This window comes from Mesobacillus sp. ABV4_180 (genome assembly GCF_056158485.1).
The window spans coordinates 1219458-1233632 of sequence record NZ_JBSWTJ010000001.1 but is presented as its reverse complement, the minus strand read 5'-3'; the positions used below and the strand labels follow the sequence as shown (position 1 = coordinate 1233632).

The window sequence follows — 14175 nt, the reverse complement described above, 5'->3', positions numbered from 1 at the left end:
ATCTCCACCAATTTTTGTCCTTTATGAACTCGATGACGGACAATTTTTACGTTCTCCCACTGATTTATGTCCTTCATGAAATGATAAGATATATATTTTCACTTTTTCATTGCACAAAAAAACAGAGCCCGAAAACTCAGGCTCTGTACACGATCATGGCTGAAAAACAGTAAATCTGCTCTTCGTCCTCTTCTTCAGGTATGACCGCGACATTGTACTTAATGTCCAGAAGCTTTTTTTCATCAAGCTTCTCGAGAAATCTGTTCATATCCTGTTCTAAATCTTGTTCATGTTCATGATCAAACACTCTGACCTGGATCAAGGTAAGTCTTCCTTCCTTTTTAGCATCCATTATGGCCAGATTTTCAGAATTTTATAATTATGGGCGTTTTGTTTCTCCGCCCCAGCTCATCATGCCGCCAACCATGTTGCGGACTTTGTAGCCTTGTTCGTTCAAGTAGTGGCAGACGTTGCCGCTTCGTGCGCTTGAACGGCAGATGAAAATGTATTCCTTGTCTTTATCTAATTCACTCATTCTCTCAGGAATTTCGCCCATTGGGATGTGCTTGGCTCCTGGGATCATTCCAGATTCCACTTCATCATGCTCACGTACGTCGATCATTTCTGGCTTTTCGCCTGCTTCCAATTTCTTTTGAAGCTCTTCAGTTGAGATTGTTTCAATATTATTCATAATTGTTTTCCTCCATTTTTACAGATAAATTAATCCTCAATTATAGGATTCGATACGTTTATGATTTTCCCCTATTTATTATATAAAAACTCTTTTTATAATACAAAGAATACACCTTATAGGGTATAGAACATGATAAAACAAAGGACCGCCAATGCGATCCTTTGCGAATAAATATTAGTTAGCGACAATATTGACAAGCTTTCCTGGTACTGCAATCACTTTGCGGACTGTTTTGCCGTCAATTTGTTCTTTAACAGCATCATCTCCCATCGCGATTTGCTCAAGAGTTTCTCTGTTGGCATCAGCAGGAACCATCATTTTCGCCTTGATTTTACCGTTGACCTGGACAACGATTTCTACTTCGTCATCAACAAGCTTTGCTTCGTCGTAAGCCGGCCATGCCGCGTACGTGATTGACTCGCTGTGTCCAAGCTTGTTCCAAAGTTCTTCGGCAATATGCGGCGTAATTGGCGCCAGCATTTTTACGAATCCTTCGACGTATGCTTTTGGAAGTTCTTCGGCCTTATATGCTTCGTTCATGAAGACCATCATTTGCGAAATCGCTGTGTTGAAGCGAAGTCCTTCGTAGTCTTCCGTTACCTTTTTCACTGTCTGGTGGTAAACCTTTTCAAGGCTCTGATTGTCAGTATCCTTGATTTTCTCGCTCAAGCTGCCGTTTTCATTCATGAACAAGCGCCAGATGCGATCAAGGAAGCGGCGGGATCCGTCCAGTCCATTTGTTGACCATGCAATGGATGCTTCAAGCGGACCCATGAACATTTCATAAAGGCGAAGTGTATCAGCACCATGGCTTGCGACGATTTCATCAGGATTGACGACATTGCCTTTTGATTTACTCATTTTTTCGTTATTTTCACCAAGAATCATTCCCTGGTTGAAAAGCTTCTGGAAAGGCTCTTTCGTGTGAACGACACCCACATCAAAAAGGACCTTATGCCAGAAACGAGCGTAAAGCAAGTGAAGTACCGCGTGCTCCGCTCCTCCAATATAAATATCAACAGGAAGCCATTCTTTTAATTTTTCAGCATCGGCAAGTGCCTGTTCATTCTTCGGATCGATATAGCGAAGGTAGTACCAGCAGCTGCCTGCCCATTGAGGCATTGTATTTGTTTCCCTGCGGCCTTTTTTGCCTGTTTCAGGGTCAACGACATTCACCCACTCATCAATATTCGCAAGCGGTGATTCACCAGTGCCCGATGGCTTGATTTCCGTTGTTTTAGGAAGGACTAACGGCAACTGATCCTCAGGAACAGCTGACATTGTGCCATCTTCCCAATGAATGATTGGAATCGGCTCGCCCCAGTAGCGCTGACGGCTGAACAGCCAGTCGCGAAGGCGGTAAGTGACCTTCTTTGTGCCGATGCCTTTTTCTTCAAGCCAGGCAATCATCTTGCTGATGGCCTCTTCTTTGCCCATGCCGTTAAGGAAATCAGAGTTGATGTGATCGCCATCGCCAGTGTAAGCTTCTTCCTGGACATTTCCGCCGGCTACCACTTCCTTTATTTCCATGCCGAACTTCTTCGCAAATTCATGGTCGCGCTCATCGTGTCCAGGTACTGCCATGATGGCTCCAGTTCCGTATGATGCTAGAACGTAGTCAGCGATCCAGATTGGCATTTTTTCGCCATTCACCGGGTTGTTTGCATAAGCACCAGTGAATACACCTGTTTTATCTTTTGCAAGGTCAGTACGCTCAAGGTCGCTCTTGCTCTTAATTTCATCGATATATTTTTCAATTGCCGCACGCTGCTCAGCTGTCGTGATTGTATCAACCAGCTGGTGTTCTGGAGCAAGCACTGCGTAAGTTGCTCCGAACAATGTATCCGGACGCGTTGTGAAAACAGTAAATGTTCCATCATGCCCTTCGATGTTGAATGTGATTTCAGCACCTTCAGAACGGCCGATCCAGTTGCGCTGCATATCCTTTAAGCTTTCTGGCCAATCAAGTAAATCTAGATCCTCAAGCAAGCGGTCTGCGTATGCTGTGATTTTAAGCATCCACTGGCGCATCGGACGGCGTTCTACCGGATGCCCTCCACGCTCACTTTTCCCGTCGATTACTTCTTCATTCGCTAAAACTGTTCCAAGTGCCGGGCACCAGTTAACAGCTACTTCATCAATATACGCAAGGCCTTTTTCATATAGCTTCAAGAAAATCCATTGCGTCCACTTGTAGTAGCCAGGATCAGTCGTATTGACTTCGCGGTCCCAGTCATATGAAAAACCTAATGCTTTGATCTGGCGGCGGAACGTATTGATGTTCTGCTCAGTGAATTCAGCCGGGTCATTTCCAGTATCCAAAGCATACTGCTCTGCCGGAAGTCCGAATGCATCCCAGCCCATTGGATGAAGGACGTTGAAGCCCTGCATCCTTTTCATGCGAGAAAGGATGTCAGTCGCCGTGTATCCTTCCGGGTGGCCGACGTGAAGGCCGGCACCTGATGGATACGGGAACATATCCAGCGCGTAGAACTTCTCTTTCCCTTTATCTTCAGTCGTCTTGAACGTTTTGTTCTGTTCCCAATGGTCTTGCCATTTTTTCTCGATTTCCTGATGGTTAAAGCTCATCGTAAATGCCCTCCTGTTTTGGTTTCGATTTATTTTTGCGGATGGAATTTTCTTCGTAAAAATAAAAAACTCCCGTCCCTGTAAAAGGGACGAGAGGATATGTATGATCTCCCGCGGTACCACCCAAATTAGTGTGCAACACTCGCTTCATTCATCCTTAACGCGGAATACGGCAAACGCTACTTGTCAGTTCACGTATGCGACTCAAAGGCGAGTTCATGATGGTCCTGTCTGGCTTGCACCAACCGCCAGCTCTCTACATCAGGCTTTGCACCACTACTACTCCTTGTCGAAGTCTTTCGTTATGAATATAGGGATATTGTAATAAAATTCCCCCGCAGATGCAAGCAGGGATGGAAATAAATGATTATGGAGAGTAGTTTATGAAGATGGTGACTATTTTGTGTAGGAATTTCACCTTGTTTTCGGACACAATTTTGGAAAAAATCGCTGAGAATTTACAGTTCGCGAATAAACCATAGAAATTTGCGAATAAAATTCCTTTTTTGCGAATAAACCATTCGAATTTGCGAATAAATTTATTAATTTGCGAATAAAATAATCTTTTTAACCATGAAAGAATTTGTTCACAGTTTTCTATTATAAAAAGAGGTAAAATTTGAAGTAAATAATACTCTTTTGGTAAACTTTGTTGTTTTCTCAAGCAAAAGTTTATCAAAACGAAAACAAAATAGGAGTGATAAACTTGATTTTAAAAAAGAGAACAATACCAATGAAAATCCTAATTTATGAAGCCGTTGTGAGAAGGATCCCAATCAACCATCCCCGCAAAACAGAATTTCAGAAAAAACTGATGAAATTGAAGGCGGGGTACAAGGGAGAAATTGATCTGGATTATTACCTTTCACAACTTCCAGATAAGGATTATATTCTCATTCAGAGTTTGAGACTTCCTCATTTAGAAACCTTCTTTCAAATCGATACCCTACTCCTTTACCCATCATTTTTCATTAATTTCGAATCCAAAAATTACGCCGGTGAGATTAACATAGATACAACATTCGATCAATTGATACGAAATATCGATGGCAGACAAGATTCATATGGAAATCCTATTTTACAAGCAAAAATTCAAACTTCAAATTTAACTACCTGGTTAATAAACCATTCCTTCTCCTTCCCGCCTATTGAATATTTCGTTACGATCAGCAGTTCACAAACAATCATTAAAAACTCAAACAGGACCCCTGAAGTATCCTATAGAGTTTGTCGGACCGCCCGTTCACTCTATAAGATTGAGGATATGAAAATAAAGTACAAATCTGAAACTCTCACGATGAAGGATCTTAAGAAGATTGCGCATAAATTAATAAAATCTCATCAGCCATTAATCATTGATCCAAAAACATTGAATCTTCCTCTTAGTGAAATGAAGAAAGGGATTCAATGCCCGAATTGCCATGATTTTGGAATGAAAAGGATTCATGGGAATTGGCTTTGCTCATCCTGCAGCCATATTTCAAAAACTGCCCATATTTTCACAATTAAAGATTATTTTCTACTGCACGGTTTTTCCATTAGCAACAAACAGCTTCGTGAATATTTAGAAATTGACTCGATTGATCTTGCTACTCATATATTGAATTCGCTCAACCTTATCCCGTCTGGTTCAAAGAAAAACAAAACGTATTCCCCTCCAAAAGATTTTTTCAGCTGACAAAATATATGTAGTACTATTATTTAAAAAGGAAAAGAGGCGGTACGATGAAGGTGGCTCTTTTTGCGACTTGTTTGGTGGATCTGTTCCAGAGCAATGCGGGGAAGGCGACGGTGAAGCTTCTGGAGCGGCTTGGCTGTGAGATTGATTTCCCGGAATCGCAGGTTTGCTGCGGCCAGCCTGCCTACAACAGCGGTTATGTGAAGGAATCGAAGGCGGCGATGAAATCGATGATCGACACGTTCGCCGAAGCGGAATACGTTGTATCTCCTTCCGGTTCCTGCATTGCCATGTTTCATGAGTATCCACATGTTTTCAAAGGTGACCCGGTTTGGGAATTGAAAGCTAGGAATCTGGCAGCTAAATCCTATGAACTGACGCAATTCATCGTGGATGTATTGAAAATCGAAGATGTGTGCGCGAGGTTCGAGGGCAAGGTTACCTACCATACTTCTTGCCATATGACGAGACTGCTCGGTGTAAAAAAGGCTCCTATGATTCTATTAAGCAATGTGAAGGGACTGGAATTCACCGAGCTCCCATCCAAGGAGCAATGCTGCGGTTTCGGCGGGGCTTTTTCGGTAAAAATGGCGCAAATCTCGGAACAGATGGTGGATGAAAAAGTCATGCATATCGAAGAAACTGGAGCTGACTATTTGATTGGTGCAGACGCCGGGTGCCTGATGAACATCGGCGGACGAATCGAGCGAAAAGGCAAGCCAGTCAAGGTGCTGCATATCGCAGAAGTGCTGAATAGCCGTTAAGTCCGGGCATATCGCAGAAGTGCTGAATTGCCGTTAAGTTCGGGATATTCCAGAGCTGCAGAACAGCATATAGTTTGAGAGAAGGAGGGCCAATCTTATGCCAATGAAAATCGGGACACATGATTTCAAGGATCGTGTCGGAAATGGCATCAATGACTCATTCATGAGAGGTGCTGTTGCCGGAGCCCAGGAAAGGATGGGAACCAGGAGACAGGACGCCGCCGATGAACTGGGAAACTGGGAAGAATGGCGGAACCATGGAGAGGAAATCCGCCAGCATGTTCTTGAAAATCTGGACTTTTAACTTGAACAGCTTAGCGAGAACGTAGCAAAACGCGGCGGCCATGTTTTCTTCGCCCAGACAGCTGAACAGGCTAATGACTATATAAAAGATGTCGCCGCAAAAAAGAACGCAAAAAAAATCGTCAAAGCAAAGTCGATGGTTACGGAAGAAATCAGCCTCAACTCTGCCCTTGAACAAGCAGGCTGTACAGTGATTGAGACGGACCTAGGAGAGTATATTCTCCAGGTCGATGACCATGACCCGCCATCACATATCGTCGTACCGGCTTTACATAAAAACAAGGAGCAAATCCGGGATGTTTTTTCCAAAAAACTTGGCTATCAAAATACCGAAAAGCCTGAAGAACTGGCCTGGCATGCCCGGAAAATGCTGCGTCAGGAATATTTGACAGCGGATATCGGCATCACTGGCTGCAATTTCGCTGTAGCGGAAACAGGATCATTCGCACTTGTGACAAATGAGGGAAATGCCGACCTTGTAACGGCCCTGCCGAAAACACAAATCACGGTGATGGGAATGGAGCGTCTCGTGCCAACATTCGAAGAACTCGAGGTTCTTGTAAGCCTGTTGACGAGAAGTGCCGTTGGCCAGAAGCTGACGAGCTATATTACGGTACTTACTGGCCCGCGTGAAGAGCTGGACACTGATGGACCAGAAGAATTCCATCTTGTGATCGTGGATAATGGCCGATCAAGAATACTCGGCACCGAGTTCCAGCCAATCCTCCAATGCATCCGCTGTGCGGCCTGCATCAATGTTTGCCCAGTTTACCGGCATGTTGGCGGCCATTCATATGGTTCCATCTATTCCGGCCCGATTGGTGCTGTATTATCCCCGCTTCTCGGCGGGTACGATGAATACAAGGAGCTGCCATATGCATCTACATTGTGCGGAGCCTGTACAGAAGTCTGTCCCGTAAAAATACCGCTTCATCAGCTATTGCACAAGCATCGCCAGGTCATCGTCGAACAGGAAGGCAAAGCGCCGATCTCAGAAAAAATCGCGATGAAGGCATTCGGACTCGGGGCAGCTTCCCCTATGCTTTACAAGTTCGGCTCCAAAGCAGCACCTGCAGCGATGAATCCTTTTACAGCCGGCGATAAAATTTCAAATGGGCCCGGACCATTAAAGGCCTGGACGGAAATCAGGGAATTCCCGGCTCCAAACAAAGAAAGATTCAGAGACTGGTTCAAAGACAGGGAAAAAGGGGGCAGCGAATCATGACAGGGACTATCCAAAACCGTGAGGCATTCCTTGACAAAATTGCCAACTCACTTGGCAGGAGCAGACGCACAACCGAAGTAAAAGTCCCTGATTGGAAGCACCGCCCACAGATTGAGATTTTAAAAGATGCGACTCCTGATAATTTGATTCAAGTTCTGAAAGACCAGTGCCTTAAAATCCATACGAGTCTTGTGATGACCGACCTGAAAAATTTGCCCAAGATATTGAACGATGTTGTCGAGGATCACGGCGGCGGACCTATCGTAACCTGGAAAGATGATCGTTTTTCGCAATGGGGACTTGATCCGCTGATGAAAAATGAGTGGCAGGCCAAAAATATGGAAGTATATGAATGGGATTATACAAATGGGATTGAAAACATCCGCCAGGCTGAAAGAGCCAATGTCGGGCTCACCATCAGTGAAATTACTCTAGCAGAGTCTGGCACAGTCGTATTGTTCAGCGGCAAGGATAAAGGACGGACCGTAAGTTTCCTGCCTGCGACATACATTGCACTCATACCCAAAAGCTCAATCGTTCCAAGGATTACCCAGGCCGCACAAAAACTGCAGGAAATGCATCATTCAGGCAAGCAGGTGGCATCTTGCATCAACTTCATTACCGGACCTAGCAATTCAGCGGATATCGAGCTGAACCTTGTCGTTGGAGTGCACGGTCCAGTAAAAGCCACTTATATCGTCATCGAGGATCTATAAATGGAAAATGAGCCGGACTCCCTCAAGGAAACCGGCTCATTTTTTCGGATAGTTTCTTTTACCCTAGACTCAACCTTATTGTATCGTATACCCTCCATCAATGACGGCCGCCTGGCCAGTGATTCCTTTGGCACCATCACTTGCAAGAAAGAGGACATAATTGGCGATTTCCTCAACAGCCAGCAGCCGCTTTTGCGGCACCAGCGGGAAAATAACCTCCTCCAGCACTTTTTCAAGCGGAACATTCCTCGTCTCTGCCAGACTTGCAAGCTGGTTCCTTACTAATGGCGTATCCACATACCCGGGACAAACGGCGTTCACTGTGATCCCATGCTCTGCAGTTTCAAGCGCAGCAACCTTTGTCAGGCCGATGACGCCATGTTTGGCGCTATTATACGCTGCTTTCCCTGCGAAACCGACTAATCCGTTGATCGAGGCCATATTGATCACACGGCCGAAGCCTTGCTTTTTCATGACTGGCAGCACATGCTTTATGGCAACGAATGGCGCAGTCAGCATCACCTTAATCAGCAGTTCGTATTTTTCCGTCGGGAAGTCTTCGATCATCGATACATATTGCAAACCTGCGTTATTAATGAGCACATCCACTGTGCCAAAATGCTCTACGCATCCGGACACGGCCTTCTCAATATCCTTCTCGTTCGTGACGTCGCATTTCAGGCCGGCAGCTTCGAAACCCAAATCCCGCAGGCTCGCGGCCGCTTTTTCCACTGCTTCCTCTTGCAAATCTGTTAAAAATACCTTACCGCCTTTTTCAGCAAAGCTTTTGCCAATCTCATACCCGATCCCCTGGGCTGCCCCGGTGATCAGTACTACTTTATCCTGTACCATCATGAAACTCCTTCCCTTAAATTCCTAGACCTAGTGAGAATAGAACAATCGCAATAATCACACCGATTGCGGGAACGATAACAGTCACAGCGGCAACTGGATTATAAGCATCCTGATGAGACTCGCCGCAGATTGCCCTGACAGTCGTTACAACATAGCCATTATGCGGCAGTGAATCCAGTGCACCTGAGGAAATCGCGGCAACCCTGTGCAGCGCTTCCGGATTGACACCCATGTCGAGATAATGCGGAGCGAGCAATGGCAGTGCGATTGCCTGCCCCCCTGATGCTGAGCCAGTCATACCGGCAATGACACTGACCGCTATTGCAGCACCAATCAGTGGGCTTCCAGGGATATTTGTCATAAAATCGACTGCAGTCTGGAAAGCAGGAACCGCTTTTGCGACGCCGCCAAAACCGACGACCGCTGCTGTATTACCGATGGCGATCAGTGCACCCATCGTTCCTTCTGAAACTGCCTCCCAGAAATTTTTAAAATATTTGCGATTAAGCACATAAGCAGCAACAACTCCGCCAAGAAGTGCAATGATCAGCGCAGATTGCTTCAATGAATCATGGAAAAAGTACGAAATCCCCAAAACCACCAAAAGTGGAAGGACACCCATCAACGGATTTGGAAGACTGCGTTTTTCGACCATTGGATCCTTGTCTCTAGCTACGAATTTCTCTCCTCTTGCTACTGCTTTCGTGATCATCTTTTTCAGCCACCAATAACCAAAAATCATCATGAAGACGGCAACAATTAAGCTGACTTCCCAGCCGGCATACGGAGAAGTATTCAGGAATTGAATCGGAATCCAGTTCTGGATTTCAGGAGAACCTGCAGATGTCATCGTAAAAGTAACCGAACCAAAGGCCAATGCGGCCGGAATAAAACGTCTAGGCAGATCCGCCTGCCTGAACAAGCTCAATGCCATTGGGTAAACCGAAAACGCAACGACGAATAAGCTTACACCGCCATAAGTCAAAACGGCACAGGCAACGACAATTGCCAACACTGCATATTTCATCCCTAACTTTCCAACGATGAATTCCGAGACGCTGTCAGCAGCACCGCTGTCCTCCATCACCTTTCCAAAAATCGCACCAAGCAAGAACATCAGGTACCATGCAGTAACGAAGCCAGAAAATCCAGACATATAATTGCCAACAAAATTGGCTGCTCCTTCTTCAGTCAGCTGCGGGAACAGCGGCATTCCACTAAACAAAGCGACAACCAGAGCAGATAACGGCCCAACAATAAGCAGGTTCATACCCCTCATCGTCAGATAAATCAATAATGCCAGACCGCCAATCAATCCAATCATGCTCAGCATTTCTTTTCCCCCTTTGTGTTTTTTAATATCAAAACAGATGAACTTCACCCTGCCCTCCCCTGCTTAAGTTTGGTAACGCTTTCAAAATAGTTAAATAAAATTGCTGTTTTATATTAATGCAACAATCGTGCCAACTTTTAAGGTTAAGTAATATGAGATTATATTCTAAATTTTCAGTAATAAAATTCCGGATTTCCGGACTCTATTATTTTTTTTATAAAATTACTTACTAGTTATCTTTCAAAAACCCCTGTCCAAATCCAGTTGAATTTCAACCATTAGTACAGTGATAACATTTTAAAAATTTGCTAGAAAAAAACAAGTCCGAAAATCCGGACAGCATTCCGGGTTTTCGGACTAAATAAGGTGGTATTTATTGAGCTTTTCATAAAGCGTCGACCTGCTTACGCCAAGTTCCTTTGCCACCAGGCCTTTATCATCATAATTTCTTTCCAGACTTTGTTTTAAAACCCATTTTTCCGTTTCCTCGAGGATATCCTTGAGCTTTTTATTATTGAAGCGATACAGGGCATTCTGTGTTTGCAGGTAATCCGGCAAGGATTCAAGCGTAATCTGTTCCCCTTTAGTCAAATGGACCGCGGCCTCAATGACATTTTCAAGCTCTCTGATATTTCCGGGCCAGCTATAAGATGTGAGCACTTCCATGACGTGACGGTCGATTCCGCCAATCCTCTTGCCCAACCGGTTAGTGACTTTCTCGATGAAATGAGCAATTAACAAAGTCAGGTCCTCAGAACGCTCCCTTAACGGTGGAACACTGAACGGAACAACATTGATCCGGTAAAATAAATCCTCCCTGAAACGCTTGTCTTCAATCATATTTTCCAGCGGCCTGTTCGTCGCAGCGATAATCCGGACATCAACCGAGACAGATTTGGTCGACCCAATCGGTTCTATCTCTCCATCCTGAAGGGCGCGCAGAAGTTTGACTTGCATGCTGAGCGGCATGTCCCCGATTTCATCGAGGAACAATGTACCACCATTCGCCAGCTGGAATTTGCCCTTTTTCCCGCCCTTTTTTGCCCCGGTAAACGCTCCTTCTTCATAGCCAAACAACTCGGATTCGAGCAGATTCTCGGGAATGGCGCCACAGTTCACTTTGATGAACGGTTTCTGGCTCCGGCTGCTGAGCTGGTGGATGCTGTGGGCAAACAGCTCCTTCCCTGTCCCGCTCTCACCCCTGATGAGAATGGAAATATTGCTGTTGGATACCATTTTCACTTTCTCTTTTAAACTCTTAATCTGTTGTGAATCACCGAGGATATCATCAAGTGAATATTTTACGCCTGAATCAATTTTCTGGATATAAGGCTGCATTCTCGTGAGCAGGCTTTTTACATGGCTGTCCATTTTCATCCATTCCTGCGTATCCCTGAAAAATACAGTTCCGAACGCCGCAATCACTTCCCCATTTTTAATGATTGGCACCCGGTTGGCAATCATGTAATTGCCCTTAATATACTGCAGATCAGCCAGTTCTTCCTTTCCTGTCTGGGCCACAATATGCATCCTCGTATTCTCGATTACTTCTGTCACATGCTTGCCAATCGTTTCTTCACGGTTCACTTCGAGAAATTCACAGTAATTATGATTGATATAGATGATTTTGCCTTCACGGTCGACAACAACAAGCCATTCAAATGCATTCTCGACGATGGTTTCAATGATATCAGCTGGTATATGTAAAAGCTTCGCATTCATAATCCGTCACCTTGTTTTTCTTTTGATTTTATCATATTTTTCAGAAAACTAGGATGGATAAAAAAAACACCTGAAATTCAGGTGCTTTACATTACATCAGCTGCATTGTTGTAATACAGGTAGGATCATTCTCAAAAGTGGATATTTCTGCTTCGACTGATTTACCGTCGCGTCCAATCTTTGTGATGAACTTTTGATCTCTTGGCAGCCATAGATCGATGAATCCATTCTGCTGGGACGTCATTTTCTCGTCCACGATCACGTTTCCATCCATGTCCTCAATATATACGTCAAACTCTTCCTTTACCATCTCACCTTGACAACCTGTCAAGCTATGATTCGTTCAAGGATGGGTTTGATTTTCATAAGGTGCGATTGAAACAAAAAAGTCTTTCTCAGGAAGGTCATATACCTGTTTACTCCCGTCGCTCTCCGTAACAGCCAACTCTTCAGATGTGATGGAGGCGTTCTGGCCTTTGAGCTTTCCTGAGCTGTACTCGCTCACAAGTTCTTTTATGTTTTGCGGTTCTTTTTCAGCTGGTGATGCCTTATCTCCACTGCCACAGGCAGTCAGCAAAGCAGCAGCGATGAAAGTGACCGCGAGGATTTTATTTTTCAAAGCCATTCACCCCCTTGTCTTTCAAAATTCGATTATACCACATATACGCAAGACCTATATTAGATGCTAAATGTGCAGTTTTTATCGAGAAAAAATGCATATATTGTGACCGTTTTTGAGTAAGAAAAGCGAAAGCGCCTTGGTCAGCCCCGACAAACGACTCGAGGGGCTAGGCGCTGGAGCTGGACAATTCTCGAAATGAATTTTATTCTTTCTTACTTTGTGAATGTAAAAAAGCTGGCTCTGAAGAACCAGCCAGCAATTTTATGAAGCTCTTGCAGCCATGCTGCCTGCTTCTTTTAATTTCCGATCATATATCACAGTCGTAAAAATACCAACAAACATAAGAGCGATCAGCACGGCGAACAGCATTGGCATTCCATAAAGGTCAACAAGGATTCCACCCATAAGTGGGCCGATCATCCGTCCGCCGGTAGCAGTGCTGTTGACGATCCCCTGATAAAATCCTTCCCGGCCCTTTGGAGCCAGGTCATTCGCAATTGTTGGCACTGCCGGCCAGATGAGCATCTCGCCAATCGTCAAGATCACCATGCCTGCCACGAATCCAGAAAATTGCCCTGCACCCGCTGCTACTGCATAGGAAACCATGAAGATGACCATACCGATAATGATTTGCAACTTCAATTTATTCTGGAACGGCTTGATCAGTTTATTGACCACAGGCTGGCCTAGCACAATCAATGCTCCATTGACAGTCCACAGAATACTATATTGGTTTAAAGATATATTAAGTTCCTGTGTATACGCTGCAATCGTTGTCTGCCACTGCACATATCCAACCCAGCAAAGCAGGTAGCCCACCGCGAGAATTAACAGGGCATAAAGTTTGGTATGGCTTTTGACCAAGCCATTTTCCTGGAGGATGTTCGTTTGTTTCGCAGTCCTGGTATCGATGCTGCGATAGCCAAAAACAGCAATCATCATGAAAACCAGATACATGACCGCGTTCGCCATGAAAATCAGCTGGAACGAGTAGGAAGCAACCAGTCCGCCAAGCGCTGCGCCAACAGCGACCCCAAGATTCTGGGCAACATAAATGGCGTTGAAGGCTTTGCGGCCGCCTTCCTTCCACACAGAACCCGCCATTGCATACATAGCTGGAAAAACGATCCCGGATCCAAAACCGACTAAAGTTAAAAAGAAGATATATTGGGGCCATCCTGGCCAAAGAGTAAGGCCAAGCAGCGCAAAAATCGTAACGCCGATTCCCAGAATAATAGACTTATAACCACCAATTTTATCAAACAGGCTGCCACCGAATAGATTCCCAATCACGCTGGCAGCAGAGTTGATCATCAAAACAATCCCAGCAACCGATAAAGACTTGCCAAGATGCTCATGAATATAGATCGTGTTCAAAGGCCATAAAAAAGAAGAGCCAGTAACATTGACTGCCATCCCAATAATTAAAAGCCACAAGGCTCTAGGCATCATAAAACGCCTTCTTTCACTGAATAATTTCGAATACCAAAGTAATTTTAGAGGTTTTCACAATTGGTTGCAATAGGAATTTAAGCAGGGATTTGAAGTTGAAATTTTCTATTTTTTTGAAGGTGGATTTGGAAAAAATACTCAATTATTTCCAGTTCGCGGAATTACCTGTTGTTTTCGCGGAATCATGGGGTATTTTCGCGGAATCGAGGAATGTGTTCGCGG

General features: G+C 44.6%; 11 protein-coding genes, 1 pseudogene and 1 other annotated feature. Of the genes and pseudogenes, 4 read left to right on the top strand and 8 right to left on the bottom strand.

Annotation, left to right across the window (positions count from 1 at the left end; all coding sequences use genetic code 11):
• Window positions 1–136 precede the first annotated feature (136 nt).
• From ACXAEA_RS06175 to leuS, 3 genes are all read right to left on the bottom strand, one after another.
• Window positions 137–322 (bottom strand): sporulation protein Cse60, encoded by a 186-nt coding sequence (locus ACXAEA_RS06175; RefSeq protein WP_475095036.1) that lies wholly within the window; start codon window positions 320–322, stop codon window positions 137–139.
• Between the two features lie 57 nt (window positions 323–379).
• Complete coding sequence (locus tag ACXAEA_RS06170) at window positions 380–691, bottom strand: rhodanese-like domain-containing protein (RefSeq protein WP_475095035.1); 312 nt, start codon at window positions 689–691, stop codon at window positions 380–382.
• Between the two features lie 177 nt (window positions 692–868).
• Window positions 869–3283 (bottom strand): leucine--tRNA ligase, encoded by a 2415-nt coding sequence (gene leuS / locus ACXAEA_RS06165; protein ID WP_475095034.1) that lies wholly within the window; start codon window positions 3281–3283, stop codon window positions 869–871.
• A gap of 82 nt (window positions 3284–3365) precedes the next feature.
• Window positions 3366–3585: a binding site (T-box leader), on the bottom strand.
• A gap of 431 nt (window positions 3586–4016) precedes the next feature.
• Here leuS and ACXAEA_RS06160 point away from each other — a divergent pair.
• The 4 genes and pseudogenes from ACXAEA_RS06160 (at window position 4017) to ACXAEA_RS06145 (ending at window position 7969) form a co-directional block, all read left to right on the top strand.
• Window positions 4017–4961 (top strand): nuclease-related domain-containing protein, encoded by a 945-nt coding sequence (locus tag ACXAEA_RS06160; RefSeq protein ID WP_475095033.1) that lies wholly within the window; start codon window positions 4017–4019, stop codon window positions 4959–4961.
• A gap of 47 nt (window positions 4962–5008) precedes the next feature.
• Window positions 5009–5725 carry a (Fe-S)-binding protein gene (locus tag ACXAEA_RS06155; RefSeq protein ID WP_475095032.1) on the top strand — a complete coding sequence of 239 codons (717 nt, stop codon included), beginning with the start codon at window positions 5009–5011 and terminating at the stop codon, window positions 5723–5725.
• Window positions 5726–5822: 97 nt separating this feature from the next.
• Window positions 5823–7253: pseudogene (locus tag ACXAEA_RS06150) on the top strand (LutB/LldF family L-lactate oxidation iron-sulfur protein).
• Complete coding sequence (locus ACXAEA_RS06145) at window positions 7250–7969, top strand: LutC/YkgG family protein (RefSeq protein WP_475095031.1); 720 nt, start codon at window positions 7250–7252, stop codon at window positions 7967–7969. The pseudogene ACXAEA_RS06150 and the gene ACXAEA_RS06145 overlap by 4 nt, the downstream one beginning before the upstream one ends.
• A 75-nt stretch (window positions 7970–8044) precedes the next feature.
• Here ACXAEA_RS06145 and ACXAEA_RS06140 read toward each other — a convergent pair whose 3' ends face one another.
• The 5 genes from ACXAEA_RS06140 to ACXAEA_RS06120 all read right to left on the bottom strand — a co-directional run bounded on the left by ACXAEA_RS06140 (window position 8045) and on the right by ACXAEA_RS06120 (window position 13950).
• On the bottom strand, window positions 8045–8821 hold the full coding sequence (locus ACXAEA_RS06140) for a 3-hydroxybutyrate dehydrogenase (protein WP_475095030.1): 777 nt from the start codon (window positions 8819–8821) through the stop codon (window positions 8045–8047).
• A 16-nt stretch (window positions 8822–8837) separates the two neighbouring features.
• On the bottom strand, window positions 8838–10157 hold the full coding sequence (locus tag ACXAEA_RS06135) for a GntP family permease (protein ID WP_475095029.1): 1320 nt from the start codon (window positions 10155–10157) through the stop codon (window positions 8838–8840).
• 357 nt (window positions 10158–10514) lie between these two features.
• The gene (locus ACXAEA_RS06130) at window positions 10515–11879 is read right to left on the bottom strand and encodes a sigma-54 interaction domain-containing protein (protein WP_475095028.1); all 1365 of its coding nucleotides are present in this window, start codon (window positions 11877–11879) and stop codon (window positions 10515–10517) included.
• 91 nt (window positions 11880–11970) lie between these two features.
• The gene (locus tag ACXAEA_RS06125) at window positions 11971–12498 is read right to left on the bottom strand and encodes a CueP family metal-binding protein (protein ID WP_475095027.1); all 528 of its coding nucleotides are present in this window, start codon (window positions 12496–12498) and stop codon (window positions 11971–11973) included.
• Between the two features lie 264 nt (window positions 12499–12762).
• Window positions 12763–13950, bottom strand: a complete 1188-nt coding sequence (locus ACXAEA_RS06120; protein ID WP_475098064.1) for an MDR family MFS transporter — start codon at window positions 13948–13950, stop codon at window positions 12763–12765.
• Window positions 13951–14175 lie beyond the last annotated feature (225 nt).